Below are 24,020 nucleotides of genomic sequence, written 5' to 3' on the forward strand. Positions count from 1 at the left end.
GGGTCCCGGCGCGGGGACCGGTGGAAGGCCCGGCGGGTTCCGGTGGAAAGGCCCGGCGGGTCCTCGGCACGTGTGCCCCGAGCCGCCCACGTCCGCTCGCCGGGCCCCGGGACGTGCTGTGCTGGAACCCCGCCCACCCGATCATGCCCAGCCGCCGGCTTCCCCCACCCGCGCACGCGCAACCGCTGCGCCCGTGGGGCATCCAGAAGGAACGACATGGCACCACCGCCCACCAATCTCGTCCGGGCACTCGTCGAACAGGCGGTACGCGCGCCGTCCTCGCACAACACCCAGCCCTGGCTCTTCCGACGCGTGGGAGAAGCCATCGAGCTGCGCGCGGACCACTCGCGTGCCCTTCCGGTCAATGACCCCGACGGTCGCGAACTGTTCATCAGCTGCGGCGCCGCGCTGCTGAATCTGCGGATCGCGGCGCGTCACCACGGTCTCGGCGTCCGTACCGAGCTGCTGCCGGACCCGGCCGAGGAGAACCTGTGCGCCCGCGTGATCCTGTCCGAGCATCCCGACCGCAACAGCAACACAAGCAACACCAGCAACACCAGCAACACCAGCAACAGCGACGACAGCGACGACAGCGACGACAGCGACAGCGACGGTGAGGACGCCCGCCTGTACGCCGCCATCGCCCGTCGGCGTACCTGTCGCAAGCCGTTCGCCGACCGGGCCGTCCCCGAGGACGTACTGCGGCGGATGCGGCGGGCGGCGGAGCGGGAAGGCGCCTGGCTGAGTGTCATCGCCCCCGAGCGGCGAGAGGAGGTCGCCGCTGTCGTCGAGGAGAGCGACCGCGTTCAGTTCGCCGACCGTGCCTGGCGGCGCGAGCTCGCCTTCTGGATGCGCCCGCGTCGGCGGGGCGACGGCCTGACGGTCCCTGCCCTGGCCGCACCGGCCCTTCGTACGGTGGTCCGGTCCCTGGACCTCGGCAACCGCGTGGGAACACGCGACGCCGCCCTTGTACGCACCGCTCCGCTCGCCGCCGTCCTCGCCTCCGGCAAGGACGAGCGCGCCGACTGGCTGGCCACCGGGCAGGCGCTGCAGCGCGTGCTTCTCGTCCTTGCCTCGGACGGCATCCTCGCCGGCTACGCCAACCAGCCCTGCCAGCTGGGCAACCCGCTACGCGCCCGGCTGCACGACGCCGTCGCGGACCTGCGCGGCCGTCCCCAGCTCCTCATCCGGGCCGGCTACCCGCGAGGCACCGTTCCCACGACGCCTCGCCGGCCCGTCGCCGACGTTCTGCAAGGGTGACTGCCGCGCAGGGCCGGTCTAATGACCGGCAAGGAGCGCCGGCCGCCCGGCGCGTGCTGCCGGAAAACGGTGGGCTCGTTGCGGGGGCGGGTGCCGGATGTTGTCCGGTGCGGCGGCCTGGGGCGACCTCGGTAGCGCGGCCGGCGCCGGGACTGGTCGTGTGGGGGACGCCCCCGCCCTTCAGCACGCGGGCGACGACGGGCAAGCCTCGTCGATGACCATTCCAACGATCGCCGCGGTTGCCCGCCGAGGGCGGCGGGCTCGGAGAGGCCAACCAGTACCCACGGCCGGGCATCGTCTACCGACCGGTCCGCGATGCAGAACCGATCGCCGTACGGCTCGCCTGGTGGCGCGACGATCCGCATCCCGCCACCCAAGCAGCGGTCGGGCTCCTCACGGACCTCTACCGCACCGGCTGACTTCCTCCCCGGCCTAGCTAGCGCGAGTCCGCCACCCGGAACCTGATCCCCGCCGCCCGCAGCCGAGTCAGCAGCGCATCGCCCATCGCTACGGCGGTCGTTACCTGGCCGGCCGTCTTCGGCAGCTCGTCCAGGGCGAGGCAGAGCGCGGACTCCGCGAGCATCTTCGCCGTCTCGCCATAGCCGGGATCCCCGCCCGACACCTCGGTGAAAACCCGCCGGCCACCGCCCTCGCCGACGAACCGCACCGTGAACCAGCTCTTCTCCCGGCGCTCCTCGCCGGGCCCCTCGCCGGGCGCGTACCGGCTGCTCAACCACTCGCGGGTGAACCGCAGTTGCGCGAGTGCCAAGGCCGCACCGATCGCCGCCACTCCGCCGAGGGCGACCGGCAGCCACTTCACGGACGCGTAGTGCCGGTAGCGGAAGTCCGGCCCGTACCGCTCCAGGGCGGCCGCCGAGCGCGCCACCACCTGTGGATCCAGGGTCGGCAGCGGCAGTGCCCACGTGCCCGTTTCCCTGCTCAGCCGTGGCGCGCCGAGCGGGGCACGGGCGCGTCGGCCCACCAGCCGGGGTTCGTGCAGGCGCCGCTCCTTGGCGGCCCGCAGAGTCTGCGGGCCGCGGCCCATCATGTTGAGGGCGGAGGCGAAGGTGCCGCCGGAGAAGACGGCGTTGGTGCGTACGAATCCGTCGATGCGCAGCGGCACCCCCTCGGGGAGCTGCTGGACCGTGTAGTAGACACCCAGGTCGTGCGGGACCGAGTCGAACCCGCAGGCGTGCACGATCCGCGCGCCGGTCTCGCGGGCCCGGGCGTCGTACTGCAGGAACATCCGGTCCGCGAACTCCGGCTCGCCGGACAGGTCCGCGTAGTCGGTCCCCGCCTCGGCACAGGCGGCGACGAGCTCCTCGCCGTACCAGAGGTACGGACCGACGGTGGTGGCCACCACATGGGTGGATTCGGCCAGTTCACGCAGGGCCGCGGGGTCCGACACATCGGCCTCGACGAGGGGCAGCTCCGCACAGCGGGGGCTGATCGCGGTGAGCCGTTCGCGCAGCCGCTCCAGCTTCGCGTGGCTGCGGCCGGCGATGGCCCAGCGGCACTCCTCGGGCGCGTGCGCGGCGAGGTACTCCGCCGTAAGCACCCCCACGAAGCCCGTCGCTCCGAAGAGCACGATGTCGTACGGGCGCTCCGCCCCGTCCTGCCGGTTCATCCTTGACCCCTCCGCCGTTTCGCCCCGCGCCGCTGCCGGGGGCCGAGGCTAGCGTGGTCGGAACCGGCCGGTACTACCAGGGAGGGCTCAATGGCTTCGGTGCCCAAAGCCGTAGTGAGGAAATGGGAGAAGGTCCGGGAATTCACCCTCGGTCTGCCGGGTGCGGTGGAGGAGTTCCCGTGGGGTCCCGAGGACTGCGTGGCGAAGGTGAACAAGAAGATCTTCGTCTTCCTGGGTGACACCGAGGGCGACCATCCGCCGAGCGTCACCGTCAAGCTCAAGGTCGAGGCGCTGCACGAACATGCCATGGCCGCACCGGGTGCGGTGCCCGCCGGCTACGGGCTGGGCAAGGCCGGCTGGGTGCAGGTTCCGCTGGCGGAGAAAGGGGCGCCGTCCGCCGAGGTGCTCTGTGAATGGGTCGAGGAGAGCTACCGGACCGTGGCCCCGAAGAAGCTGGTCGCGGAGCTCGACGGGCGTTGACCGGCAGACGGCGAAAAGAACTAAGCACTTGCTCACCCGGAGGGCTTGTGCAGAGTGGAACACGTTCTTAGCATCATCGATGTTACATCAGTTGTGTCACAGTCTGGGGGCTTGATGGCAGCGACAGGGAACGGCCCACTGGCCGGGGTGCGCGTGGTCGAACTGGCGGGCATCGGCCCCGGCCCGTTCGCCGCCATGCTCCTGGCGGACCTGGGTGCCGACGTCGTACGGGTCGACCGGCCCGGCGGCTCGGGGCTGGGCATCGATCCGGACTACGACCTCACCAACCGCAACAAGCGCTCGGTACTCGTCGACCTCAAGGCCGAGGACGGCCCCGCCCAGGTCCTCGACCTGGTCGAACGCGCCGACGTCCTCATCGAGGGGTACCGGCCGGGCGTCACCGAGCGCCTCGGTGTCGGCCCTGCCGAGTGCCACGCCCGCAATCCGCGGCTCGTCTACGGCCGGATGACCGGCTGGGGCCAGGAGGGGCCGCTCTCCCAGCGGGCCGGACACGACATCGCGTACATCGCCGTCACCGGCACTCTCGGCATGATCGGCAACGCCGGCGGGCCGCCCGCCGTGCCCGCGAATCTGGTCGGCGACTACGCCGGCGGCTCGCTCTATCTCGTCATCGGCATCCTCGCCGCGCTCCAGCACGCACGCTCGGACGGCGGTACGGGCCAGGTCGTCGACGCCGCGATCGTGGACGGCGCCGCGCATCTGGCCACGATGATCCACGGGATGATGGCGGCCGGCGGCTGGCAGGACCGCCGCGGTGCGAACCTGCTCGACGGCGGATGCCCCTTCTACGGCACCTACGAGACCGCCGACGGCGAGTACATGGCCGTCGGCGCGCTTGAGCAGCAGTTCTACAACGAGTTCATCGAGCGGCTCGGCATCGCGGACGAGGCCCCGGCTCGTAAGGACTTCGACCGCTGGGACGAGCTGCGCCAGGCGGTGGCCGCCCGCTTCAGGACGAAGACGCGGGCGCAGTGGACCGCGGTCTTCGAGGACTCGGACGCCTGCGTGGCGCCGGTCCTCTCGCTTCGCGAGGCTCCTGCCCATCCGCATCTCGCGGTCCGGGGCACCTTCACCGACCACGGCGGGATCACCCAGCCGGCCCCCGCGCCGCGGTTCTCCCTCACTCAGGGTTCGGTCACCCGGCCGCCCGCCCGGCCGGGGGCGGACATCGAAGCGGTGGCACATGACTGGGATGTTCCGAGCCTGACGAAGGGCGGTACCGACGGATGAAGCGTCAGATCTTCACCCCCGAGCACGAGGCGTTCCGGGAGAGCGTCCGCACCTTCCTCAGCAAGGAGGTGCTGCCCCACTACGAGCAGTGGGAGCAGGACGGCATCGTCAGCCGGGACGCCTGGCTCGCGGCGGGCAGGCAGGGGCTGCTCGGCATGGCGGTACCGGAGGAGTACGGGGGCGGCGGGAACGCCGACTTCCGCTACAGCGCCGTACTCGCCGAGGAGTTCACCCGGGCCGGCGCCCCCGGACTCGCACTCGGCCTGCACAACGACATCATCGGCCCCTATCTGACGGGCCTCGCCACCGAGGAGCAGAAGCGGCGCTGGCTGCCCGGCTTCTGCACCGGTGAGATCATCACCGCCATCGCGATGTCCGAGCCCGGGGCGGGCTCGGACCTCCAGGGCATCCGGACGACCGCCGAGGACCGCGGCGACCACTGGGTGCTGAACGGCTCCAAGACCTTCATCTCCAACGGCATCCTCGCCGACCTGGTGATCGTGGTGGCGAAGACGACTCCCGAGGGCGGCGCGAAGGGGCTCTCCCTCCTCGTCGTCGAGCGCGGCACGGCCGGCTTCGAGCGTGGCCGCAACCTCGACAAGATCGGTCAGAAGTCCCAGGACACCGCCGAACTGTTCTTCCACGACGTACGCGTCCCCAAGGAGAACCTGCTCGGTGAGCTGAACGGGGCCTTCATCCACCTGATGACCAACCTCGCCCAGGAGCGGATGAGTATCGCGATGGCCGGGATCGCCGCCGCCGAGCATCTGCTGGAGATCACCACGCAGTACGTCAAGGAGCGCGAGGCCTTCGGGCGGCCGCTGTCCAAGCTCCAGCACATCCGGTTCGAGATAGCCGAGATGGCCACCGAGTGCGCGGTCACCCGGACGTTCCTCGACCGCTGCATCGTCGATCACTCGAACGGCGAACTCGACGCGGTCCATGCCTCGATGGCCAAGTGGTGGGCCACGGAACTGCAGAAGCGGGTCGCCGACCGGTGCCTGCAGTTGCACGGCGGCTACGGGTACATGACCGAGTACCGGGTCGCCAAGGCCTTCACCGACGGCCGCGTCCAGACGATCTACGGCGGTACGACCGAGATCATGAAGGAGATCATCGGCCGCTCCCTGCTTGCCTGAACCCCTCCTGCGCATTACGCATCCGAAAGGCTGTTGTCTTGAGTACCGAAGCGTTTGTGTACGACGCGATCCGCACCCCTCGCGGGCGCGGAAAGGCCAATGGCGCCCTGCACGGCACCAAGCCGATCGACCTGGTGGTCGGGCTCATCCACGAGATCCGCCGCCGGTTCCCCGACCTCGACCCGGCCGCGGTCGACGACATCGTCCTCGGTGTCGTCGGGCCGGTCGGCGACCAGGGCTCCGACATCGCCCGGATCGCCGCCATCGCCGCCGGCCTGCCCGACACCGTCGCCGGCGTACAGGAGAACCGCTTCTGTGCCTCCGGCCTGGAAGCCGTCAACATGGCGGCCGCCAAGGTCCGTTCCGGCTGGGAGGACCTCGTACTCGCGGGCGGGGTCGAGTCGATGTCACGGGTGCCGATGGCCTCCGACGGCGGCGCCTGGTTCGCGGACCCGATGACCAACTACGACACCGGCTTCGTCCCGCAGGGGATCGGCGCCGACCTGATCGCCACCATCGAGGGCTTCTCGCGCCGGGACGTCGACGAGTACGCCGCGCTCTCCCAGGAGCGGGCAGCCTCCGCCTGGAAGGACGGCCGCTTCGAGCGGTCCGTCGTCCCCGTCCTGGACCGCAACGGCCTGGTCGTCCTCGACCACGACGAGCACATGCGTCCCGGCACCACCGCGGAGTCGCTGGCCGCGCTCAAGCCCTCGTTCGCCACCATCGGCGACATGGGCGGCTTCGACGCCGTGGCCCTGCAGAAGTACCACTGGGTCGAGAAGATCGACCACGTCCACCACGCGGGCAACTCCTCCGGCATCGTGGACGGCGCCGCCCTGGTCGCCATCGGCTCCAAGGAGGTCGGCGAGCGCTACGGCCTCACTCCCCGCGCCCGGATCATCTCGGCGGCGGTCTCCGGCTCCGAGCCGACCATCATGCTGACCGGCCCGGCGCCCGCCACCCGCAAGGCTCTGGCCAAGGCCGGGCTGACCATCGACGACATCGACCTGGTCGAGATCAACGAGGCCTTCGCGGGTGTCGTGCTGCGGTTCGCCAGGGACATGGGGCTCTCGCTCGACAAGATCAATGTCAACGGCGGCGCGATCGCCCTGGGCCACCCGCTCGGCGCGACCGGCGCGATGATCCTCGGCACCCTCATCGACGAGCTGGAGCGCCAGGACAAGCGGTACGGCCTGGCCACGCTCTGCGTGGGCGGCGGCATGGGCATCGCCACCGTCATCGAGCGCCTGTAAGCGTGCGGCACACAGGCACAGCAGCCCCGTAGGCGCGGCACCCGATCGTTCCGGCAGGCCGCAGCAGCCGCGGGCGGCAGCGCCGCACCGCGCCCCGGCCGGCCACGCCGGGCAACCACCCTTGGAGACTTCGCAATGACCGAGAGCAGCACCATCCGCTGGGAGCGGAGCGACGACGGCGTCGTCACCCTCGTCCTCGACGACCCCAACCAGTCCGCCAACACCATGAACCGGGCCTTCAAGGAGTCCATCGCGGCCGTCGCCGACCGCGCGGAAGCCGAAAAGGACTCGATCCGCGGCATCATCTTCACCTCCGCCAAGAAGACCTTCTTCGCGGGCGGCGACCTCAAGGACATGATCAAGATCGGCCCGGCCGAGGCTCAGCAGGCCTTCGACGCCGGTACGGACATCAAGCGCGCCCTGCGCCGCATCGAAACCCTGGGCAAGCCCGTCGTCGCCGCCATCAACGGCGCGGCGCTCGGCGGCGGTTACGAGATCGCCCTGGCCTGCCACCACCGCGTCGCCCTCGACGTCCCCGGCTCCAAGATCGGCCTGCCCGAGGTCACGCTGGGCCTCCTCCCCGCCGGTGGCGGTGTCACCCGCACCGTACGGCTGATGGGCATCGCCGACGCCCTGCTGAAGGTGCTGCTGCAGGGCACCCAGTACACGCCGCGGCGTGCCCTGGAGAACGGGCTGATCCATGAAGTCGCGGCCACCCCCGAGGAGATGCTCGCCCGGGCCCGCGCCTTCATCGACGCGAACCCGGAGTCCCAGCAGCCCTGGGACGTCAAGGGCTACAAGATCCCCGGCGGCACCCCGTCGAACCCGCGCTTCGCCGCCAACCTGCCGGCCTTCCCGGCCAACCTGAAGAAGCAGCTGAACGGCGCCCCCTACCCCGCGCCGCGCAACATCCTCGCCGCGGCCGTCGAGGGCTCGCAGGTCGACTTCGAGACCGCACAGACCATCGAGGCCCGGTACTTCACCGAGCTGGTCACCGGGCAGACCGCGAAGAACATGATCCAGGCGTTCTTCTTCGACCTCCAGGCCGTCAACTCCGGCGCCAACCGGCCCAAGGGCATCGACCCGCGCCCGGTCCGCAAGGTGGCCGTCCTAGGCGCCGGGATGATGGGCGCCGGCATCGCGTACTCGTGCGCCCGGGCCGGAATCGAGGTCGTCCTCAAGGACGTCACGCGGGCAGCCGCGGAGCAGGGCAAGGCCTACTCCGCGAAGCTGCTCGACAAGGCGCTCTCCAGGGGCCGCACCACCGAGGCCGAGCGCGACGCGCTGCTCGCCCGGATCACTCCGGCCGCCGACCCGCAGGACCTGGCCGGCTGCGACGCCGTGATCGAGGCGGTCTTCGAGGACACCGCGCTCAAGCACAAGGTGTTCCAGGAGATCCAGGACGTCATCGAGCCCGACGCGCTGCTCTGCTCCAACACCTCCACCCTCCCCATCACCGTGCTCGCCGAGGGCGTGTCACGCCCCGCGGACTTCATCGGGCTGCACTTCTTCTCACCCGTCGACAAGATGCCGCTCGTCGAGATCATCAAGGGGGAGCGGACCGGTGACGAAGCGCTGGCCCGCGCGTTCGACCTGGTGCGGCAGATCAAGAAGACCCCGATCGTGGTCAACGACTCCCGCGGCTTCTTCACCTCGCGCGTCATCGGCCAGTTCATCAACGAAGGCGTCGCGATGGTCGGCGAGGGCATCGAACCCGCGTCGGTCGAGCAGGCGGCGGCACAGGCCGGCTACCCCGCCAAGGTGCTCTCGCTGATGGACGAGCTGACCCTCACCCTCCCGCGCAAGATCCGCAACGAGACCCGGCGGGCCGTCGAGGAGGCCGGCGGCACGTGGACCGGGCACCCGGCGGACGAGGTCATCGACCGGATGGTCGACGAGTTCGGGCGTACGGGCCGCAGCGGCGGAGCCGGCTTCTACGCGTACGTGGACGGCAAGCGTGCCGGGCTCTGGCCGGGTCTGCGCGAGCACTTCTCCAAGCCGGACTCGGAGATCCCGTTCGTCGACATGCAGGAGCGGATGCTCTTCTCCGAGGCGCTGGACACCGTGCGCTGCCTCGAGGAGGGGGTGCTCACGTCGGTGGCCGACGCCAACATCGGCTCGATCCTCGGCATCGGGTTCCCGGGCTGGACCGGCGGAGTGATCCAGTACATCAACGGTTACGAGGGCGGCCTGCCCGGCTTCGTGGCCCGCGCCCGCGAACTCCAGGCGGCGTACGGCGACCGCTTCGCGCCCTCGGCGCTGCTGGTGGAGAAGGCCGAGCGGGGCGAGACGTTCAGCGACTGACCTCGTTTTCTCTCGCAGGGCGGGCGGTGTTCACGGCTGTTCATTCAGCGGTGAACGCCGCCCGCAGCTCCTCCTTCAGCGACCGCTGGAAGGCCGTCACCAAGGCCTGCACCACGAGGGGCTGCATATGGGCGGACAGCGACTTCATCGCCGCGACATGTTCGGGGTCCGACTCGCGCTCGCGATAGGGCCCCCACACCTCGTCGCGGAAGAGCCTCGTCAGCTCGTGCGCCACCGACCGGGTGTGCTCCATCAGGACCGTGCGGGCCGCCAGGATGGTCTCGTGCGCGATGGGCACGTCCAGCAGCTGTACGCCGAGCCGCAGCAGGCCGGGATCCACCCTGTAGGTGTCGGGCGCGGCACCGCGCTCCAAAACGTTCATCGCGGCGAGCCGGTCGACGTCCTCCTCGGCCAGGGCCCGCCCGGCCCGCCGCTCAAGCTCCGCACGGGAGGCGTCCTCGGCCGAATCGGGAGACCAGGAGGCCACCAGCGCTCGGTGGATGGCGAGATCATGGGCGCTCAGGTCGGCCGGCAGCTGCTCCAGGTACCGTTCGATCGCGGACAGCGTCATGCCCTGGTGCTGAAGCTCCTCGATGAGTGCCAGCCGGGACAGATGCGCGGGACCGTAGTGGCCGACCCGGCGGGGGCCGATGACCGGCGGCGGCAGCAGCCCGCGCGTGCTGTAGAACCGCACCGTACGGACGGTGACCCCGGCCCGGGCGGCCAGCTCGTCGACCGTGAGCGTGGGCTCCTCCACCGGAGTGGCCTGCGCCGGAGAGGCCTGAGTCCAAGTTGCCCGACTGGCCCGACTGCCCTCGGCTCGAGTCGTCATCGGCTGTGCCTCGCTCTCTCGTCCGCATCCCTGAGCGGTTCAACAGTATTGCTGTCTCACCACTGATGTGAAACGTTCGGGAATCACGCGGGAGATCGACTACATCCGGGGAGACGCCACCGCACCGCACGGCAAGGGCGGGAAGCTGATCGCGCACGTGTGCAACGACCTGGGCGGCGGTCGCGCATCGAGCCGCTCATCACGGAGCGGCTGGTGGCACGCGGGGTGCCGGTCACGGTCTACGACCACGACGGGTGACGGCTCGCCGGCCGTCGGTCGGGGGCGGCGGTCACCCGAAGTGGTGCGCCAGGGCCGCGTGCGGGTCCTGGTGGGCTCCGCCGGGCGGGCCGTGGTCGACGTGGACGGTGGCGGCGGCCAGCCGGGGGACCGCGTGCAGCAGGGCGTGTTCGGCGGCCACCGCCAGCGCGTGGGCCTGGACGACGGTGAGCTGCGGGTCCACGACGATGGCCGCCTCGGCGCGGAGGCTGTGCCCCAGCCAGCGCAGGCGCACCGCGCCCACCGCGCGTACGCCCGCCACGTGACCCAGCGCGTGTTCTGCTTCGTCCACCAGCGCCGGGTCCACCGCGTCCATCAGCCGGTGCCACATCTCGCGGGCCGCGCCCCGCAGCACCAGCACGATCGCGCCGGTAATGGCCAGTCCCACCAGCGGGTCGGCCAGGCGCCAGCCGAGTGCCGCGCCGCCCGCACCCAGCAGCACCGCGAGAGAGGTGAAGCCGTCCGTGCGGGCGTGCAGGCCGTCGGCGACCAGGGCCGCCGACCCGATGCGGCGGCCGGTACGGATCCGGGCGCGGGCCACCCATTCGTTGCCGGCGAAACCCACCAGCCCGGCCGCCGCGACCGCCGGGAGGTGGCCGACGTCCTGCGGTTCGACCAGCCGTCGCACGGCCACGTACCCGGCGAACACCGCGGAGCCCGCGATGACGAGGACGACGAACACCCCCGCCAGGTCCTCGGCCCGGCCGAAGCCGTAGGTGTAGCGGCGGGTCGCCGCACGCCGGCCCAGCACAAAGGCGACGGCGAGCGGCAGCGCGGTGAGCGCGTCGGTGGCGTTGTGGACGGTGTCGCCCAGCAGCGCGACCGAGCCGGACAGCGCCGCGATCACCGCCTGGACCGCGGCGGTGGCGGCGAGCACCGCGAACGAGAACCACAGCGTCCGCAGGCCCGCCGCCGACCCCTCCAGCGCGGCGTCGAGTTTGCCGCCCGGCTCATGGCTGTGAGGGGTGAGGGCATGCGAGAGGCGGTGCCGCAGTCGCGACCGTGAGGACGGCGGAGTCCGGTGCGTGTGGTGGTGTCCATGACCAGCCATGGCGCCACGGTCGCACAGGAACTCCCTTGCAGCCACTGCCGAAAAACGGGGCGGCGCCAGCTGCGTCCCGGCCGCAACTGCTCCCTTACAGCACCTGGGGCCCGCAGGGCCTAGCGAGCGACGACCGGGTAGTGGTCGGAGAGGTTGGTGTACGTGTAGCTGGTTCCCCAGCTGGTGACCGTCCAGGGCTCGCTCTGCTCCTTGACCACGTCGTTGGTCCAGCCCGCGGGCCTGGCGTGGCCCTGGCGGTGCAGCACGTAATCGAGGTCCTCGCGCGGGTCGTCCGGGTAGCGCTCGGAGGCGATCGAGTTGTCCCGGGTGTCGAACGAGTACGGGTGCCCGGTCCGCGAGTCGGCGCCCACCAGTCCGCCGTCGGCGAGCATCGTGGCGTACTCCGGCGTGTGTGAGTCGACATTGAAGTCGCCCGCGACCAGCACCTGTTCACCCGCGGGTATGTTCTTCGCGTCCAGGAAGGCATCGACGGCCCGGAACTGCCGGCTGCGCATCTGGGCCGCCTCGCCCGCCTCGCAGCCGGGGTCGGTGGACTGGGCGTGGGTGCCGACGACATGCACCTTGGTGCCGTTGACGCTCAGCACGGCATAGACGAAGCCCTTGTTCGACCACCAGTCGGCGCCGCAGGCGTCCTTGTAGACGTACTGCTCCTTGCGCACGATCGGCCACTTGCTCAGGACGGCGACCCCGCCGTCCTCGGGCGTGGTGGCCGAGTAGGAGCCGCCGGTGGCGTCCCAGCCGCTTCTGCTGCGGCCCATCACCGGTGTCTGGTGCGGGTACTGCGCGGCGGCGTTGCTCTTCAGCGCGTCGGAGGCGGAGTTGTCGAAGGCCTCCTGGATCACGACGACGTCGTGGCCCTGGAAGAACGAGGCCGCGGGGATCGCCTTCGCCCGGTGGTCCTGGCCCCAGTTGGGGTACAGGTTCTTGCTGAACAGGAAGGCGTTGTACGTCAGCACATCGAGCCGCGGGGTCTCTGCGGCCGAGGCGGTGGGCGCCGTCGCGGTCGCTGCCAGGGTGGCGGCGGCGAGGACGGTGGCGAGGGCCGCGCCATGGGTGCGGCGAAGCGTGGAGAGCGGCACTGGATCTCCTGATTCCTGTGGGGAAAAGGCGGCGCCGCACATCAAATCAGCCAGGGTTACTTCCAGGTAACACCTGTGCGCCAGGAATCTGGACGGGTGCGCACGGGCGCGACAACTTTCCAGCTCCCGCACGGTAGTTCAGGCCGGGGACGCGGGTATCGACGACCGCGGAACTGCTCCCGCCGGGCATCGGCCCCCTCGACCCGGCCCCGCGGACCTGTTCGGCGGGCGCCTGATCCGTGCACCCGGTGCCTCCCGCCGATCACCGAAGCGCCGCCGATCCGCTACCGGCCGGTGATCGCATACTGGAGGGAGGAGACCGGGGAGCCGCCGTATGCCTGAGAACCCGCACAAGGATCCGGCAATGCCTCCGCCCGGGGGCGTCCTGTGGAGTGTCGCCGGTGACATCCGTGCGCTGCTGATGCTGCCCGCCGCGCTCACCATGCAGGTGGCCCACCCGGCGGTGGGTGCGGGTGTCGACGAGCACTCGGTGTTCCGGACCGACCCGTGGGGGCGCGGCGAACGGTCGGTGCGGTCGGTCCAGCTGTGGGTGTACGGCGGCCAGGCGGCCGCCGAGGAGGGCCGGCGGCTCCGAAAGCTGCACCGGAACATTCAGGGCACGGACGCGCACGGGCGTCCCTACCACGCGCTGGACCCGGCCTCCTACTCCTGGGTCCATGCCACCGGCTTTCCGGTCTACCGGAACGCGATGGGCTACCTCGTCCGCCCGCTGTCCGAAGTGGCGGAGCGGCAGCTGTACGCGGAGTGGCTCCAGGTCGGCCGCATCCTCGGAATCCGCGACCGGGACATGCCGCAGACCGTCGAGGAGTTCTGGCCGTACTACCGCAAGGTCCTGGCGGACGAGCTGGAGGCCACCGTGGTCGTACGGGAACTCGTCGCCACCGACGCCCCGGTGCCGCCGCCGGACCGCGGCCCGCTGCCGGTGCGGCTGCTGACGCGGGCGTTGTGGCCGGTACTGCTGCCGCCGCTCGCCCGCTTCCGTTCGTTCGTCACGATCGGCTACATGCCTCCGGACGCGCGCGAGGCCATCGGGCTCGCCTGGAGCGACGCACAGGAACGCAGGCTCCGCCGGTTCAGCGCCGTCGTCCGGACCGTGGTGCCGGTGCTGCCCGAGCGGCTGCGCTATCTGCCGATGGCCCGTCAGGCGCGGGCACTCGAACGGCGCGAGACGCGTCGACGCACGGCACCCCGCCGACGCGCGACTGCCCGCTGAGTCCCGACCGCCCGCTGCGAGGCACGGCGCGGTGATAGAGGCCGCACAGAGCCACCGGGCAGTGCGCCGACCCGGGCCCCGGGTGCCCCGGTAGTCGCATTCGTACCCAAAGGCGCTCTGTCGCCCAGGAGTTGACCGGAGTACCGTCCCCGGCCGTGGCGATACGTGCGCGGGGCACCCGCATGCCGTCCCGGGCCCCACGCCCACAGCCGCGCCGTTCGAGGCACGCCTCGACGGCGTGGCCGGGCCGGTGCGCACCCAGCGGGTGCCGGGCGCCTGAACACACCCGCGGGGCCGCGTCGCGGACGCGGCCCCGCGCGTCGCCGGCGTGTCCGGCTCGGCCCGGCGCGTCTGCCCTCCCTACCCCCGAAGGCCCAGGAGGATCCGTCCATGACCCGCAGAGTCCGCATCTCCCTGCTCGCCGCAGTACTGGCAGTCCCGCTGCTGGTGGCTGCTCCGGCGCGGGCCGTCGACCCGGGCCGGGCCCTGGCCGTCGTCCCGCCCAGGACCGGCTTCGAGAAGTCCGACGGAGCCCGCTGGACCACGGAGTCCGAGGAGCAGCACTTCCTGGCCGCGGTCGACCGGGCGAGCGGACGCGTGACCGTGGACCGCATCGGGACCACCGGACAGGGCCGGCCGCTGCGGCTGGTACGGATCGGCGCCTCTCACGCGGCCGGCACGCTGCTGCTGATCTGTGCCCAGCACGGCGACGAACCCTCCGGCCGGGAGGCATGCCTGACCACCGTCCGCGACCTCGCGTACGCCAGGGACGAGCGCACGCTGCGCTTCCTCCGGCGCACGACGGTGCTCGTCGTGCCCACCGCCAACCCCGACGGCCGGGCCGCGGACACCCGCGGAAACGCCGACTCCGTCGACATCAACCGCGACCACATCGCGCTGGCCACCGCCGAGGGCCGGGCTCTCGCCGCGGTCATCCGCGACCGCCGGCCCGACACCGTCTACGACCTGCACGAGTACGGATCCACCTCGCCGTACTACGACAAGGACCTGCTGGCCCTTTGGCCGCGCAACCTCAACACCGCCGACGCCGTGCACCAGGAGGCGAAGACGCTGTCGGAGACGTACGTCCGCCCGGCCGCCGGAGCCGCCGGCTACAGCACCGGCATCTACGGCATCTGGACCGACCCCGCCACCGGTGATCCGATCCGGCAGGTCGCGGGTGATGGCCAGGAGCGCATCCTGCGCAACACCGCGGGAGTGAAGTCCGCCGTGGGCCTGCTCGTCGAGACCAGGGCCGACCCCCTCACGGACGTGGAGAAGGCGGACGCGGCGCTCAACAACAAGCGCCGGGTGCGTTCCCAACTCGCCGCGCTGAAGGGGGCCGTCGCCTTCACCACCGAACGCCGGGGGCGGATCGAAGCGGCCACAGACGCCGCGCGACGTGCCGGGTACGCCGACCACGGCCCGGTCGCCTTCGGCGGCGCCGACAACGACCCGGCGGAACCGGCCGAGATCATCCAGGACCCGCCCTGCGGCTACCGGCTCACCGCCACTCAGTACGCGCAGACCGGCGACGAACTCGCGCTGCACGGCGTCGTGGTGCGGCGCGAGGGCGCCGGAGCGTACGTACCCCTGAGGCAGTCGCTGCGTGCACTCGTCCCGCTGCTCCTCGACGAGCGTGCGGCGTACCGCCTCACCAGCGGGCGGCCCGACACCAACTGCTGAAACGGCCGGACGCGGGGCACATCGCTGGGCAAGCACCAATAGGCTTTGTCGGGTGGCCCCCCGGGGGGGAGGGCGGGGTGGCCTTTCGTGTCCGGTCAGCGCACCGGGATGATGTCGGGGGCCCCGAGCCGTACCGCGTCGGCGGTCCGGTCGTCCGGCTGCCGCTGGGCCTCGCGTTCGGCCGCCACCCGCTTGAGGTAGTGGTCGACCTCGCGGTCCTGCTGCGCACCGTCCCACCCGAGGTGAGGTGCCATCAGTTGGGCGACGGTGCGCGCCGCGTCCACACCCCGGTCCCAGGACTCGATGGAGATCCGGGTACGCCGGGCGAGCACGTCGTCCAGATGGCGTGCTCCCTCGTGGGTCACCGCGTACACGGCCTCGACGCGCAGGTAGTCGTCGGAGCTCGGCAACGGCTCGCCCAGCGAGGGGTCGGCCGCGACCATGTCGAGTAGTTCGTCCACCAGCGAGCCGTAGCGGTTCAGCAGGTGTTCGATGCGTACGACGTGCAGACCGGAGCGCTTGGCCAGGCTGTGCCGGGAGTTCCACAGGGCCGGATAGCCGTCGGCGCCGAGCAGCGGAACGCGCTGCGTGACGCAGTCGGCCACCTTCTCGTCCAGCCCGCGGGCAGCCTCGTCGACCGCGTCCTTGGCCATTACCCGGTACGTCGTGTACTTGCCGCCGGCCACCACGACGAGCCCGGGGACCGGATGTGCGACCAGGTGCTCCCGGGAGAGCTTGCTGGTCTCCGCGGCCTCGCCGGACAGCAGGGGGCGCAGACCGGCGTAGACGCCTTCGACGTCCTCCGGGGCCAGCGGCGTGACCAGCACGCGGTTGACGTGTTCCAGCAGGTAGTTGACGTCCTTGGAACTCAACGCGGGGTGGGCCTTGTCCAGTGTCCAGTCGGTGTCGGTCGTCCCGATGATCCAGTGCCGCCCCCAGGGAATGACGAACAGCACGCTCTTCTCCGTGCGCAGGATCAGCCCGGTGCGGGAGATGATCCGGTCACGCGGCACGAGCAGATGCACGCCCTTGGAGGCACGGACGTGGAACTGGCCGCGAGTACCGACCATGGCCTGGGTGTCGTCCGTCCACACGCCGGTCGCGTTGATGACCTGCTTGGCGAGCACCTCGGTCTCGTTGCCGGTCTCCAGGTCGGTGACCACGGCGCCCACCACCCGCTCGCCCTGGCGCAGGAAGCGGCTGACGCGGGTGCGATTGGCGGCCAACGCCCCGTACGCGGTTGCCGTACGGGCCAGGAACATCGTGTGCCGGGCATCGTCCACCTGGGCGTCCCAGTACATGATCGCGCCCACCAGGGCGTCGGAGCGCAGCGCGGGCGCCTCGCTCAGGGCCTGGCGCCTGAGCAGGTGGCGGTGGTGGGGCAGGCCGCTGGAGGTGCCCGAGGCCGCGGCCATGGTGTCGTAGAGCAGCACGCCGGCACCGACGTAGGGGCGCTCCCAGACCCGGTGCTGGAGCGGGTAGAGGAAGGACACCGGCCGCACCAGATGCGGGGCCAGCAGCTGGAGCAGCAGTCCGCGCTCCTTGAGCGCTTCGGCGACCAGCCGGAAATCCAGCATCTCGAGGTAGCGCAGGCCGCCGTGAATAAGCTTGCTGGAGCGGCTGGAAGTGCCCGAGGCCCAGTCCCGGGCCTCGACGATGCCGACCCGCAGGCCGCGAGTGGCGGCATCCAGGGCCGCCCCGGCACCCACGACGCCGCCGCCGACGACGAGGACGTCCAGCTCACTCTCTCCCAACCTGACGAGGGCCTCCGCGCGTGCCTCGGGCGAGAGAGCCATTGGATTCACCATCGGGTCTCCTACTCCTGCTGCCGTCATGCGCCGCGCACGTGGCCGGAGGCGTCTTACGGGCGCCTCCGGCCCGGGCTCATTCGACCTTGGCCCAGTCGAAGGTGCGTTCCACCGCCTTCTTCCAGCCCGCGTACCCTTCCTCGCGCTGCTCCTCGGACCACTGGGGCTCCCAGCGCTTGGACTCCTGCCAGTGGCTGCGCAGTTCGTCGGTGTCCTGCCAGAAGCCGGTGGCCAGACCGGCCGCGTAGGCGGCACCGAGCGCCGTGGTCTCGGCAACGACCGGGCGGCTGACCGGTACGCCGAGGACATCGGCCTGGATCTGCATGCACAGATCGTTGGCCGTCACGCCGCCGTCGACCTTGAGCACGTCCAGATGGACGCCGGAGTCCTGCTCCATCGCCTCCACCACGTCGCGGCTCTGGTAGCAGATGGCTTCCAGAGTCGCCCGCGCCAGGTGGCCGTTGTTGTTGTACCGGGCGAGGCCGACGATCGCGCCGCGGGCGTCGGAGCGCCAGTACGGCGCGAACAGGCCCGAGAAGGCCGGGACGAAGTACATACCGCCGTTGTCCTCGACGGTCAGGGCCAGGCGCTCGCTCTCGGCGGCGTCATTGATGATCTTCATCTGGTCGCGCAGCCACTGCACCGCGGACCCGGTGACCGCGATCGAGCCCTCCAGGGCGTAGATCGCCGGGCTGTCGCCGAACTGGTAGGCCACGGTGGTGAGAAGGCCGTGCTGCGAGCGGACCAGTTCGGTGCCCGTGTTCAGCACCAGGAAGTTACCGGTGCCGTAGGTGTTCTTGGCTTCGCCGGGCGCGTAGCAGACCTGCCCGACGGTGGCCGCCTGCTGGTCGCCGAGTACCCCGGTGATGGGGATGGCGGCGCGCAGCGGCCGGGAGGTCCGGGTCTCGCCGAACGCCTCCCGGTGGGAGGACGGGTTGATGGTGGGCAGCATCGCCCGGGGGACGCCGAAGAAACCCAGCAACTCCTCGTCCCAGTCGAGGGTTTCCAGGTTCATCAGCATGGTGCGGCTGGCGTTGGTGACGTCGGTGGCGTGGATTCCTCCTTCGGGGCCGCCGGTGAGGTTCCACAGCACCCAGCAGTCCGTGTTGCCGAAGAGGGCATGGCCCTGCTCCGCCGCCACGCGCACGCCGTCGACGTTCTCCAGAATCCACTGGATCTTGCCGGCGGAGAAGTAGGTGGCCGGCGGCAGGCCCGCCTTGCGGCGGATGACGTCGCCCTGGCCCGAACGTTCCAGAGCGGCCGCGATCGAGTCCGTGCGGGTGTCCTGCCACACGATGGCGTTGTAGTACGGACGGCCGTTGCGGGGGTCCCAGACGACTGTGGTCTCCCGCTGGTTGGTGATGCCGATCGCCGCCAGGTCGGACGGGGACAGGTCCCCGTGCCGGAGGGCGTTCTGTATCACCGAGTTGGTGCGTTCCCAGATCTCCACCGGGTCGTGCTCGACCCATCCCGAGCGGGGGAGTATCTGGGAGTGCTCCAGCTGGTGCTTCGCCACTTCGTTGCCGGCGTGGTCGAAGATCATGAAACGGCTGCTGGTGGTTCCCTGGTCCACCGCGCCGACGAAGTCCGCCATGGCATGTCGCCTCTCCTGTGGGATGGACTGGGTTGCGGCCTCACGCGGGGCCGGTCAGGCCTCGGGGGCCGGAACGCGTCCGGGGGGCTCCGGCTCTGCGGTTGGCAGGAACCGGCCGACGAAGAGCTTGTACAGGAACGCTCCGAGCAGGCCGCCGATCAGCGGACCGAGGATCGGCACCCAGAAGTAGAAGTTCCCGTACTGATCTCGCCACGCTCCGCCGTACCCGGTGAGGAAGCTCGCCAGCCGGGGACCGAAGTCACGTGCGGGGTTGATCGCGTAGCCCGCGTTGGTGCCCCAGGCCATGCCGATCCCCACGACGACCAGGCCGATGATGAACGGCGCCATGTTGGCGCCGGGGGGCGTGTTCAGCAGGTCTGTGATCGCCAAGATCATCAGCAGCAGGATCGCGGTGCCGATGACCTGGTCGCGGAACGCGCCCCATTCGCCGACCGGCAGGTTCGGGTTGCCGTTGGCGGGCAGTGTGGAGAAGACGCCCTGTGTCTTGATGGTGTGGGTGGGGTCCGCCTTCGCGAGCGCCTCGGTGTAGTTCCAGCGCACCAGCAGGGCTGCCACGAAGGCGCCGGCCGTCTGGGCCAGCGCGTAGGGCGCCACCTTGCTCCATGGAAAACCCTTGAACGCGGCCAGCGCCAGGGTCACCGCCGGATTGAGGTGAGCACCGCTCAACCGCGCCGCCACATAGACGCCGAGGGTGACTCCGATGCCCCACGCCCAGGCGATGCTGTCGTGGTCTCCAAGACCGCCCGCGGGATCCGTGAGGGCTCCGCCGGCGACCACTTGGGCCACCACACCGCAACCGAAGAGGATGAGGATCATGGTGCCGGCGAATTCGGCTGAAAGCTCGCCGACCAGCCCTGACCTTTTAAGCCGTTCAGCCATGGGAGCCCGCTTCCCGCCGGCTCAGGACCGGCCGTCGCTTGCCCGATTCCCCCAGAGCATCATCGTATGACGATCAAGACCCGGTCGCATGCGAGGCGAAGTTGCCCCGTACCTGACCAGGGCGGAGACCGAAGACCGCCCCGCAGGGCCTAAGTCCGGACGAGCCGTGCCACCGCTGCCGCGCAGCCCCAAGCGACGGTGACGCCGGCGCCCCCGTGGCCGTAGTTGTGCACGCACAGCGTCCCGGTCGGCAGCCGTTCCGCCTCGAGCCGCACCCCGCCGTCCCGGGCCGGCCGCAGCCCCACCCGGTGCTCCAGGACCTTCGCGTCGGCCAGCTCGGGGCGGATGCGCGCACAGCGCTCGATGATCGCGCGGGCGGTCACCGGGTCGGGCTCCCGGTTCCAGGAGTCCTCCTCGGCCGTCCCGCCCAGCACGACTCCGTACGGCTGCGGGAAGACGTACGCCGTTTCGGCGGAAGCGTGATCCGCGGCCACGAACCACTCGTCGATCCCCGGGTTCTCGACGATCACCAACTGGCCGCGCACCGGTCGGACCAGCGGGTCCGGCACCAGCTCGCGGGCGCCGAGCCCGGAGCAGTTGACGACCACTGGCCCCGTCTCCGCCGTACTCCCTGCCTCGCGCCGCTCCACCACCCCGCCCGCCGCCTCCAGCCGCCCGCGCAGATACCGGAGATGGGCAGGCATGTCGATCAGCGGGACACGGGCGCGCAGCCCGTGCATGTACCCGGCCGGCACTTCGTCTGCCCTCGCGTCACGCAGTCCCGGCACCTCGGCGGCCCACGGCCCCAGCCCCGCCATGGCCGTGTCGGCCATGAATCCCGGAACCAGCCGTACGCCGGTCTCCTCGGGCCGCTCGGCGAGCCTCGTGAAGATCCGCAGCGAAGCGAGCGACCACGCGCCCGCCGTCTCCTCGGGCTGGATGCGATAGGGCCACCACAGCGCTCCGGCCACCGCCGAGACCGTGTCCGTGCCGGACTCACGGGCCCACACCCGGACCCGCCGGCCGTCCTCGGCAAGCGTGACGGCCGTGGTCAGTCCTATGACGCCGGCGCCCATGACCACTACGTCGTCGATCATCTCGGGACAGTACCGCGCCCCGGCGGTCCCGGCCGAGCGGAATGTGGCATGCCGGGCTCACAACGCGCGTCGGCTGGGGATACTCAGGACATGTCAGCCGAGTACGCGACTTTCGCACTGGCTCCCGCGGTGCGCGCCGGCGGTGTTCTCGCCAACGGTTCGTACCAAGCACACCGGGAATTCCTCGACTTCGTTGTGAACGGCAGGCCACTGCTGTTCCAGCTCTCCGACCTCGACGCGGTCTCGCCGCTCGCCTCGGACGTACCGCCAGCGATCTTCACCGCGCATGTCCGGGCGCTGCTGCTCGAAGCGGAACCGCCGCTCGACGGCGGGCGCTACATCATCTACGGGTGTCCCGAGTGCGAAGGCCTCGAATGCGGGGCGGTGACCGCCGCCATCGAACGGGGCGGAGCGGACGGACAGGACTTCGTCTGGCGGGACTTCGCGTGGCAGACGGACGGGACGGCCGACCTGGAGCGGAACGGTTACGGCATAGGGCCGTTCAGCTTCCGCGGCGGACAGTACCGGGAAGAACTGGAAAAGCTCCTGGCCGACGCCGAACGCGTGGCCCCGGCCCGCCGCGTGCTGCTCATCGGCGCCCGCGTCGCCGTGCTCGCCAAGCTCGCCGCGGCTCTGCGGACCATCGGCATCGGGGCCGAGATCACCCACGACGCGGCTGCCGTCCCCGCCGACGAGCTGCGCACGTACGGCGCGGTGGCGTTCGGGCGTGCCGTGAGCGAGCGGGAACGCGCCGCCGTGCGGGCGGCTTTCAGCGCGGCGGGGGTCGACGTCGCGTACGTCGACGGACTCGCCCCGATCATTCCGCTCCTCGTCGCACAGATAGAACACGCGCTGGACCGGGTCCCGTTGGAGCGCCGCCGCCTCACCGGACTCGTCGTGACGGACGGCGAGGCCGGCGTGGAAGTGACCTCCGGCTGCCGAGTGCAGCTGACCGCCTACCGCCTCGACCGGCTGTACCGGACGCACGTCCAGGAGCTGTTCGACGGCAGCCTGGAACCGGGCGCCCACAGGATTCCGCTGGACGGCCGGGCCACCAGGGGGGAGTCCTTCATCGTCGCGCGCACCACGGGGAGCGTGCTGGTCGCGCCGATGGTGCGATGACGCGGGGCTGCGGCTGGGTGCGGCGGTGGTGGGCTGCGGCCGGGGCGACGCCGACCCCGACCGCCGACCCCGACCGCCGGCGCCGACACCGACGCCGGCACCGGCGTCCGGGATGCCGGGGTGCCCGGCACCGGCCTGGCGGGCACCCTGCGCAGGCCGCCCCCGCATGGCCGGACGCCACACCCCGGCAGGGCCGGGGTGAACCCCGTCTAGGATCGGTGTCCTCATGACTGCCACTCTCGTCGCCAAGGACCTCGCCGCCGGCCACGGCGAACGCTCGCTCTTCTCCGGCCTCGACCTCGTCGTCGCGCCCGGCGATGTCATCGGCCTCGTCGGCGTCAACGGCGCCGGCAAATCCACCCTCCTGCGTCTCCTCGCGGGCCTCGACACCCCGGAGGACGGCGAGCTGCGTCTCTCCCCGCCCTCGGCCACCGTCGGTCACCTTCCGCAGGAGCCGGAGCGGCGGGAGGCGGAGTCGGTACGGGAATTCCTGGCGCGCCGCACCGGTGTGGCCGCCGCGCAGCTCGCGCTCGACGAGGCCACTCAGGCCCTGGTCGACGGCGCGCCCGGAGCCGACGACGCCTACGCCACGGGCCTTGACCGCTGGCTGCACCTCGGCGGCGCGGACCTCGACGAGCGGGCCGAGGAGGTCGCGGACTCGCTGGGCCTCACCGTCGGCCTCGACCTGCCGATGACGGCGCTTTCCGGCGGCCAGGCGGCTCGCGCCGGCCTCGCCTCGCTCCTTCTCTCCCGCTACGACGTCTTCCTGCTGGACGAGCCCACGAACGACCTCGACCTCGACGGGCTCGACCGGCTCGAATCCTTCGTCAAGGGTCTGCGGGCGGGCACGGTCGTGGTCAGCCATGACCGCGAGTTCCTGACCCGGACCGTGACCAAGGTCCTCGAGCTCGACCTCGCGCAGCAGCAGATCAACCTGTACGGGGGCGGCTACGCGGCGTACCTGGAGGAGCGGGAGACGGCCCGCCGTCACGCCCGGGAGTCGTACGAGGAGTACGCGGACAAGAAGGACGCCCTCGAGGGCCGCGCCCAGATGCAGCGCTCCTGGATGGACAAGGGCGTCAAGAACGCCCGCCGGAAGGCCGGCGACAACGACAAGCTCGGACGCAAGTTCCGCAGCGAGGCGAGCGAGAAGCAGGCGGCCAAGGCGCGCCAGACACAGCGGATGATCGAGCGGCTCGATCAGGTCGAGGAGCCGCGCAAGGAGTGGGAGCTCCGGATGGAGATCGCGGCCGCCCCGCGCTCCGGCTCCGTGGTCGCCACCCTGCGCGAGGCGGAGGTCCGCCGCGGTGACTTCACCTTCGGTCCCGCGACCCTGCAGATCGACTGGGCCGACCGCGTCGCGATCACCGGAGCCAACGGCTCCGGCAAGTCCACCCTGCTGGCCACGCTGCTCGGCAGGCTGCCGCTGGACGCCGGGCACGCCGCGCTCGGATCGGGCGTCGTGGTGGGCGAGGTCGACCAGGCCCGCGGGCTGTTCCTGGGCGACGAGCCGCTGCTGGAGGCGTTCTGCGCGGCGGTGCCCGAGACGGAGCCGGCCGAGGTGCGCACCCTGCTGGCGAAGTTCGGCCTGCGAGCGGCGCACGTCCTGCGTCCGGCCGCGACTCTCTCTCCGGGTGAGCGCACCCGCGCGGCGCTCGCCCTGCTCCAGGGCCGGGGCGTGAACCTGCTCGTCCTGGACGAGCCGACGAACCACCTGGACCTGCCGGCGATCGAGCAGCTGGAGTCGGCGCTCGACTCGTACGAGGGAACGCTGCTCCTGGTCACCCACGACCGCCGCATGCTGACCGCGGTCCGCACGACGCGCCGCATCGAGGTGGCGGCGGGCAAGGTCACGGAACTCTGACGCCTTGCCGGGGTTCCGGCCTGCCACGCGGCCCCGCTGCCGCGGTTGCCCGTGGAGCGCGAGCGACCGCGTGAAAGGCGCGGGAACGCAGAGGTACTCGTACCTCCACAACGAAGGGCGCGTGAGTGGGCGGCGCCCCGCCCCTCGTTGT

At 71.3% G+C, this 24,020-nt stretch carries 18 protein-coding genes and 2 pseudogenes; 12 read left to right on the top strand and 8 right to left on the bottom strand.

The window, feature by feature from the left end:
* Window positions 1-216: 216 nt before the first annotated feature.
* Together AB0M62_RS16585 and AB0M62_RS16590 are read left to right on the top strand one after the other, a co-directional pair.
* Window positions 217-1,260, top strand: a complete 1,044-nt coding sequence (locus AB0M62_RS16585) for a nitroreductase (protein WP_366074907.1) — start codon at window positions 217-219, stop codon at window positions 1,258-1,260.
* 269 nt (window positions 1,261-1,529) lie between these two features.
* Window positions 1,530-1,679 (top strand): annotated as a pseudogene (locus tag AB0M62_RS16590) (LysR family transcriptional regulator); the annotation flags it as partial.
* Window positions 1,680-1,696: 17 nt separating this feature from the next.
* Here the strand turns inward: AB0M62_RS16590 and AB0M62_RS16595 are convergent.
* Window positions 1,697-2,887 (bottom strand): saccharopine dehydrogenase NADP-binding domain-containing protein, encoded by a 1,191-nt coding sequence (locus AB0M62_RS16595; protein ID WP_366074908.1) that lies wholly within the window; start codon window positions 2,885-2,887, stop codon window positions 1,697-1,699.
* A gap of 90 nt (window positions 2,888-2,977) precedes the next feature.
* On the opposite strand from AB0M62_RS16595, the gene AB0M62_RS16600 reads away from it, so the two are divergent.
* The 5 genes from AB0M62_RS16600 to AB0M62_RS16620 all read left to right on the top strand — a co-directional run bounded on the left by AB0M62_RS16600 (window position 2,978) and on the right by AB0M62_RS16620 (window position 9,314).
* Entirely contained in the window at window positions 2,978-3,367 is a 390-nt protein-coding gene (locus AB0M62_RS16600) for an MmcQ/YjbR family DNA-binding protein (protein WP_366074909.1), read from the top strand.
* 114 nt (window positions 3,368-3,481) lie between these two features.
* Window positions 3,482-4,618, top strand: coding sequence for a CaiB/BaiF CoA-transferase family protein (locus AB0M62_RS16605; protein ID WP_366074910.1), 1,137 nt, complete (start codon window positions 3,482-3,484; stop codon window positions 4,616-4,618).
* Entirely contained in the window at window positions 4,615-5,757 is a 1,143-nt protein-coding gene (locus AB0M62_RS16610; protein WP_366074911.1) for an acyl-CoA dehydrogenase family protein, read from the top strand. Before AB0M62_RS16605 ends, AB0M62_RS16610 begins: the two co-directional genes overlap by 4 nt.
* Before the next feature lie 38 nt (window positions 5,758-5,795).
* Window positions 5,796-7,010, top strand: a complete 1,215-nt coding sequence (locus AB0M62_RS16615) for an acetyl-CoA C-acetyltransferase (protein ID WP_366074912.1) — start codon at window positions 5,796-5,798, stop codon at window positions 7,008-7,010.
* 135 nt (window positions 7,011-7,145) lie between these two features.
* Window positions 7,146-9,314: a 3-hydroxyacyl-CoA dehydrogenase NAD-binding domain-containing protein gene (locus AB0M62_RS16620; RefSeq protein ID WP_366074913.1), complete on the top strand. Its 2,169-nt coding sequence runs from the start codon at window positions 7,146-7,148 to the stop codon at window positions 9,312-9,314.
* A gap of 40 nt (window positions 9,315-9,354) precedes the next feature.
* On the opposite strand, the gene AB0M62_RS16625 is transcribed toward AB0M62_RS16620, so the two are convergent.
* Window positions 9,355-10,071 carry a MerR family transcriptional regulator gene (locus AB0M62_RS16625; protein WP_366074914.1) on the bottom strand — a complete coding sequence of 239 codons (717 nt, stop codon included), beginning with the start codon at window positions 10,069-10,071 and terminating at the stop codon, window positions 9,355-9,357.
* Window positions 10,072-10,228: 157 nt separating this feature from the next.
* On the opposite strand from AB0M62_RS16625, the pseudogene AB0M62_RS16630 reads away from it, so the two are divergent.
* Window positions 10,229-10,324 (top strand): annotated as a pseudogene (locus tag AB0M62_RS16630) (Appr-1-p processing protein); the annotation flags it as partial.
* Between the two features lie 111 nt (window positions 10,325-10,435).
* Here AB0M62_RS16630 and AB0M62_RS16635 read toward each other — a convergent pair.
* Both AB0M62_RS16635 and sph read right to left on the bottom strand, forming a co-directional pair.
* Window positions 10,436-11,473, bottom strand: a complete 1,038-nt coding sequence (locus AB0M62_RS16635) for a cation diffusion facilitator family transporter (protein WP_366074915.1) — start codon at window positions 11,471-11,473, stop codon at window positions 10,436-10,438.
* 110 nt (window positions 11,474-11,583) lie between these two features.
* On the bottom strand, window positions 11,584-12,606 hold the full coding sequence (gene sph / locus AB0M62_RS16640) for a sphingomyelin phosphodiesterase (RefSeq protein ID WP_366074916.1): 1,023 nt from the start codon (window positions 12,604-12,606) through the stop codon (window positions 11,584-11,586).
* Between the two features lie 322 nt (window positions 12,607-12,928).
* Between sph and AB0M62_RS16645 the strand changes: the two genes are divergently transcribed.
* Window positions 12,929-13,798: an oxygenase MpaB family protein gene (locus AB0M62_RS16645; RefSeq protein ID WP_366074917.1), complete on the top strand. Its 870-nt coding sequence runs from the start codon at window positions 12,929-12,931 to the stop codon at window positions 13,796-13,798.
* 390 nt (window positions 13,799-14,188) lie between these two features.
* Window positions 14,189-15,484, top strand: a complete 1,296-nt coding sequence (locus AB0M62_RS16650) for a M14 family metallocarboxypeptidase (RefSeq protein WP_366074918.1) — start codon at window positions 14,189-14,191, stop codon at window positions 15,482-15,484.
* Window positions 15,485-15,579: 95 nt separating this feature from the next.
* On the opposite strand, the gene AB0M62_RS16655 is transcribed toward AB0M62_RS16650, so the two are convergent.
* From AB0M62_RS16655 to AB0M62_RS16670, 4 genes are all read right to left on the bottom strand, one after another.
* Complete coding sequence (locus AB0M62_RS16655; protein ID WP_366074919.1) at window positions 15,580-17,292, bottom strand: glycerol-3-phosphate dehydrogenase/oxidase; 1,713 nt, start codon at window positions 17,290-17,292, stop codon at window positions 15,580-15,582.
* Between the two features lie 76 nt (window positions 17,293-17,368).
* A complete protein-coding gene (glpK, locus tag AB0M62_RS16660) occupies window positions 17,369-18,886 on the bottom strand; it encodes a glycerol kinase GlpK (protein ID WP_366074920.1) in 1,518 nt (505 codons plus the stop codon).
* A 54-nt stretch (window positions 18,887-18,940) separates the two neighbouring features.
* On the bottom strand, window positions 18,941-19,786 hold the full coding sequence (locus AB0M62_RS16665) for an MIP/aquaporin family protein (protein ID WP_366074922.1): 846 nt from the start codon (window positions 19,784-19,786) through the stop codon (window positions 18,941-18,943).
* Window positions 19,787-19,935: 149 nt separating this feature from the next.
* A complete protein-coding gene (locus tag AB0M62_RS16670; RefSeq protein ID WP_366074923.1) occupies window positions 19,936-20,883 on the bottom strand; it encodes an FAD-dependent oxidoreductase in 948 nt (315 codons plus the stop codon).
* A gap of 90 nt (window positions 20,884-20,973) precedes the next feature.
* Between AB0M62_RS16670 and AB0M62_RS16675 the strand changes: the two genes are divergently transcribed.
* A complete protein-coding gene (locus AB0M62_RS16675; protein ID WP_366074924.1) occupies window positions 20,974-22,005 on the top strand; it encodes an oxidoreductase in 1,032 nt (343 codons plus the stop codon).
* 226 nt (window positions 22,006-22,231) lie between these two features.
* Window positions 22,232-23,869, top strand: coding sequence for an ABC-F family ATP-binding cassette domain-containing protein (locus AB0M62_RS16680; RefSeq protein ID WP_366074925.1), 1,638 nt, complete (start codon window positions 22,232-22,234; stop codon window positions 23,867-23,869).
* The last annotated feature ends 151 nt before the right edge of the window (window positions 23,870-24,020 follow it).

This window comes from Streptomyces sp. NPDC051219 (assembly GCF_040682335.1).
Lineage (GTDB): Bacteria > Actinomycetota > Actinomycetes > Streptomycetales > Streptomycetaceae > Streptomyces.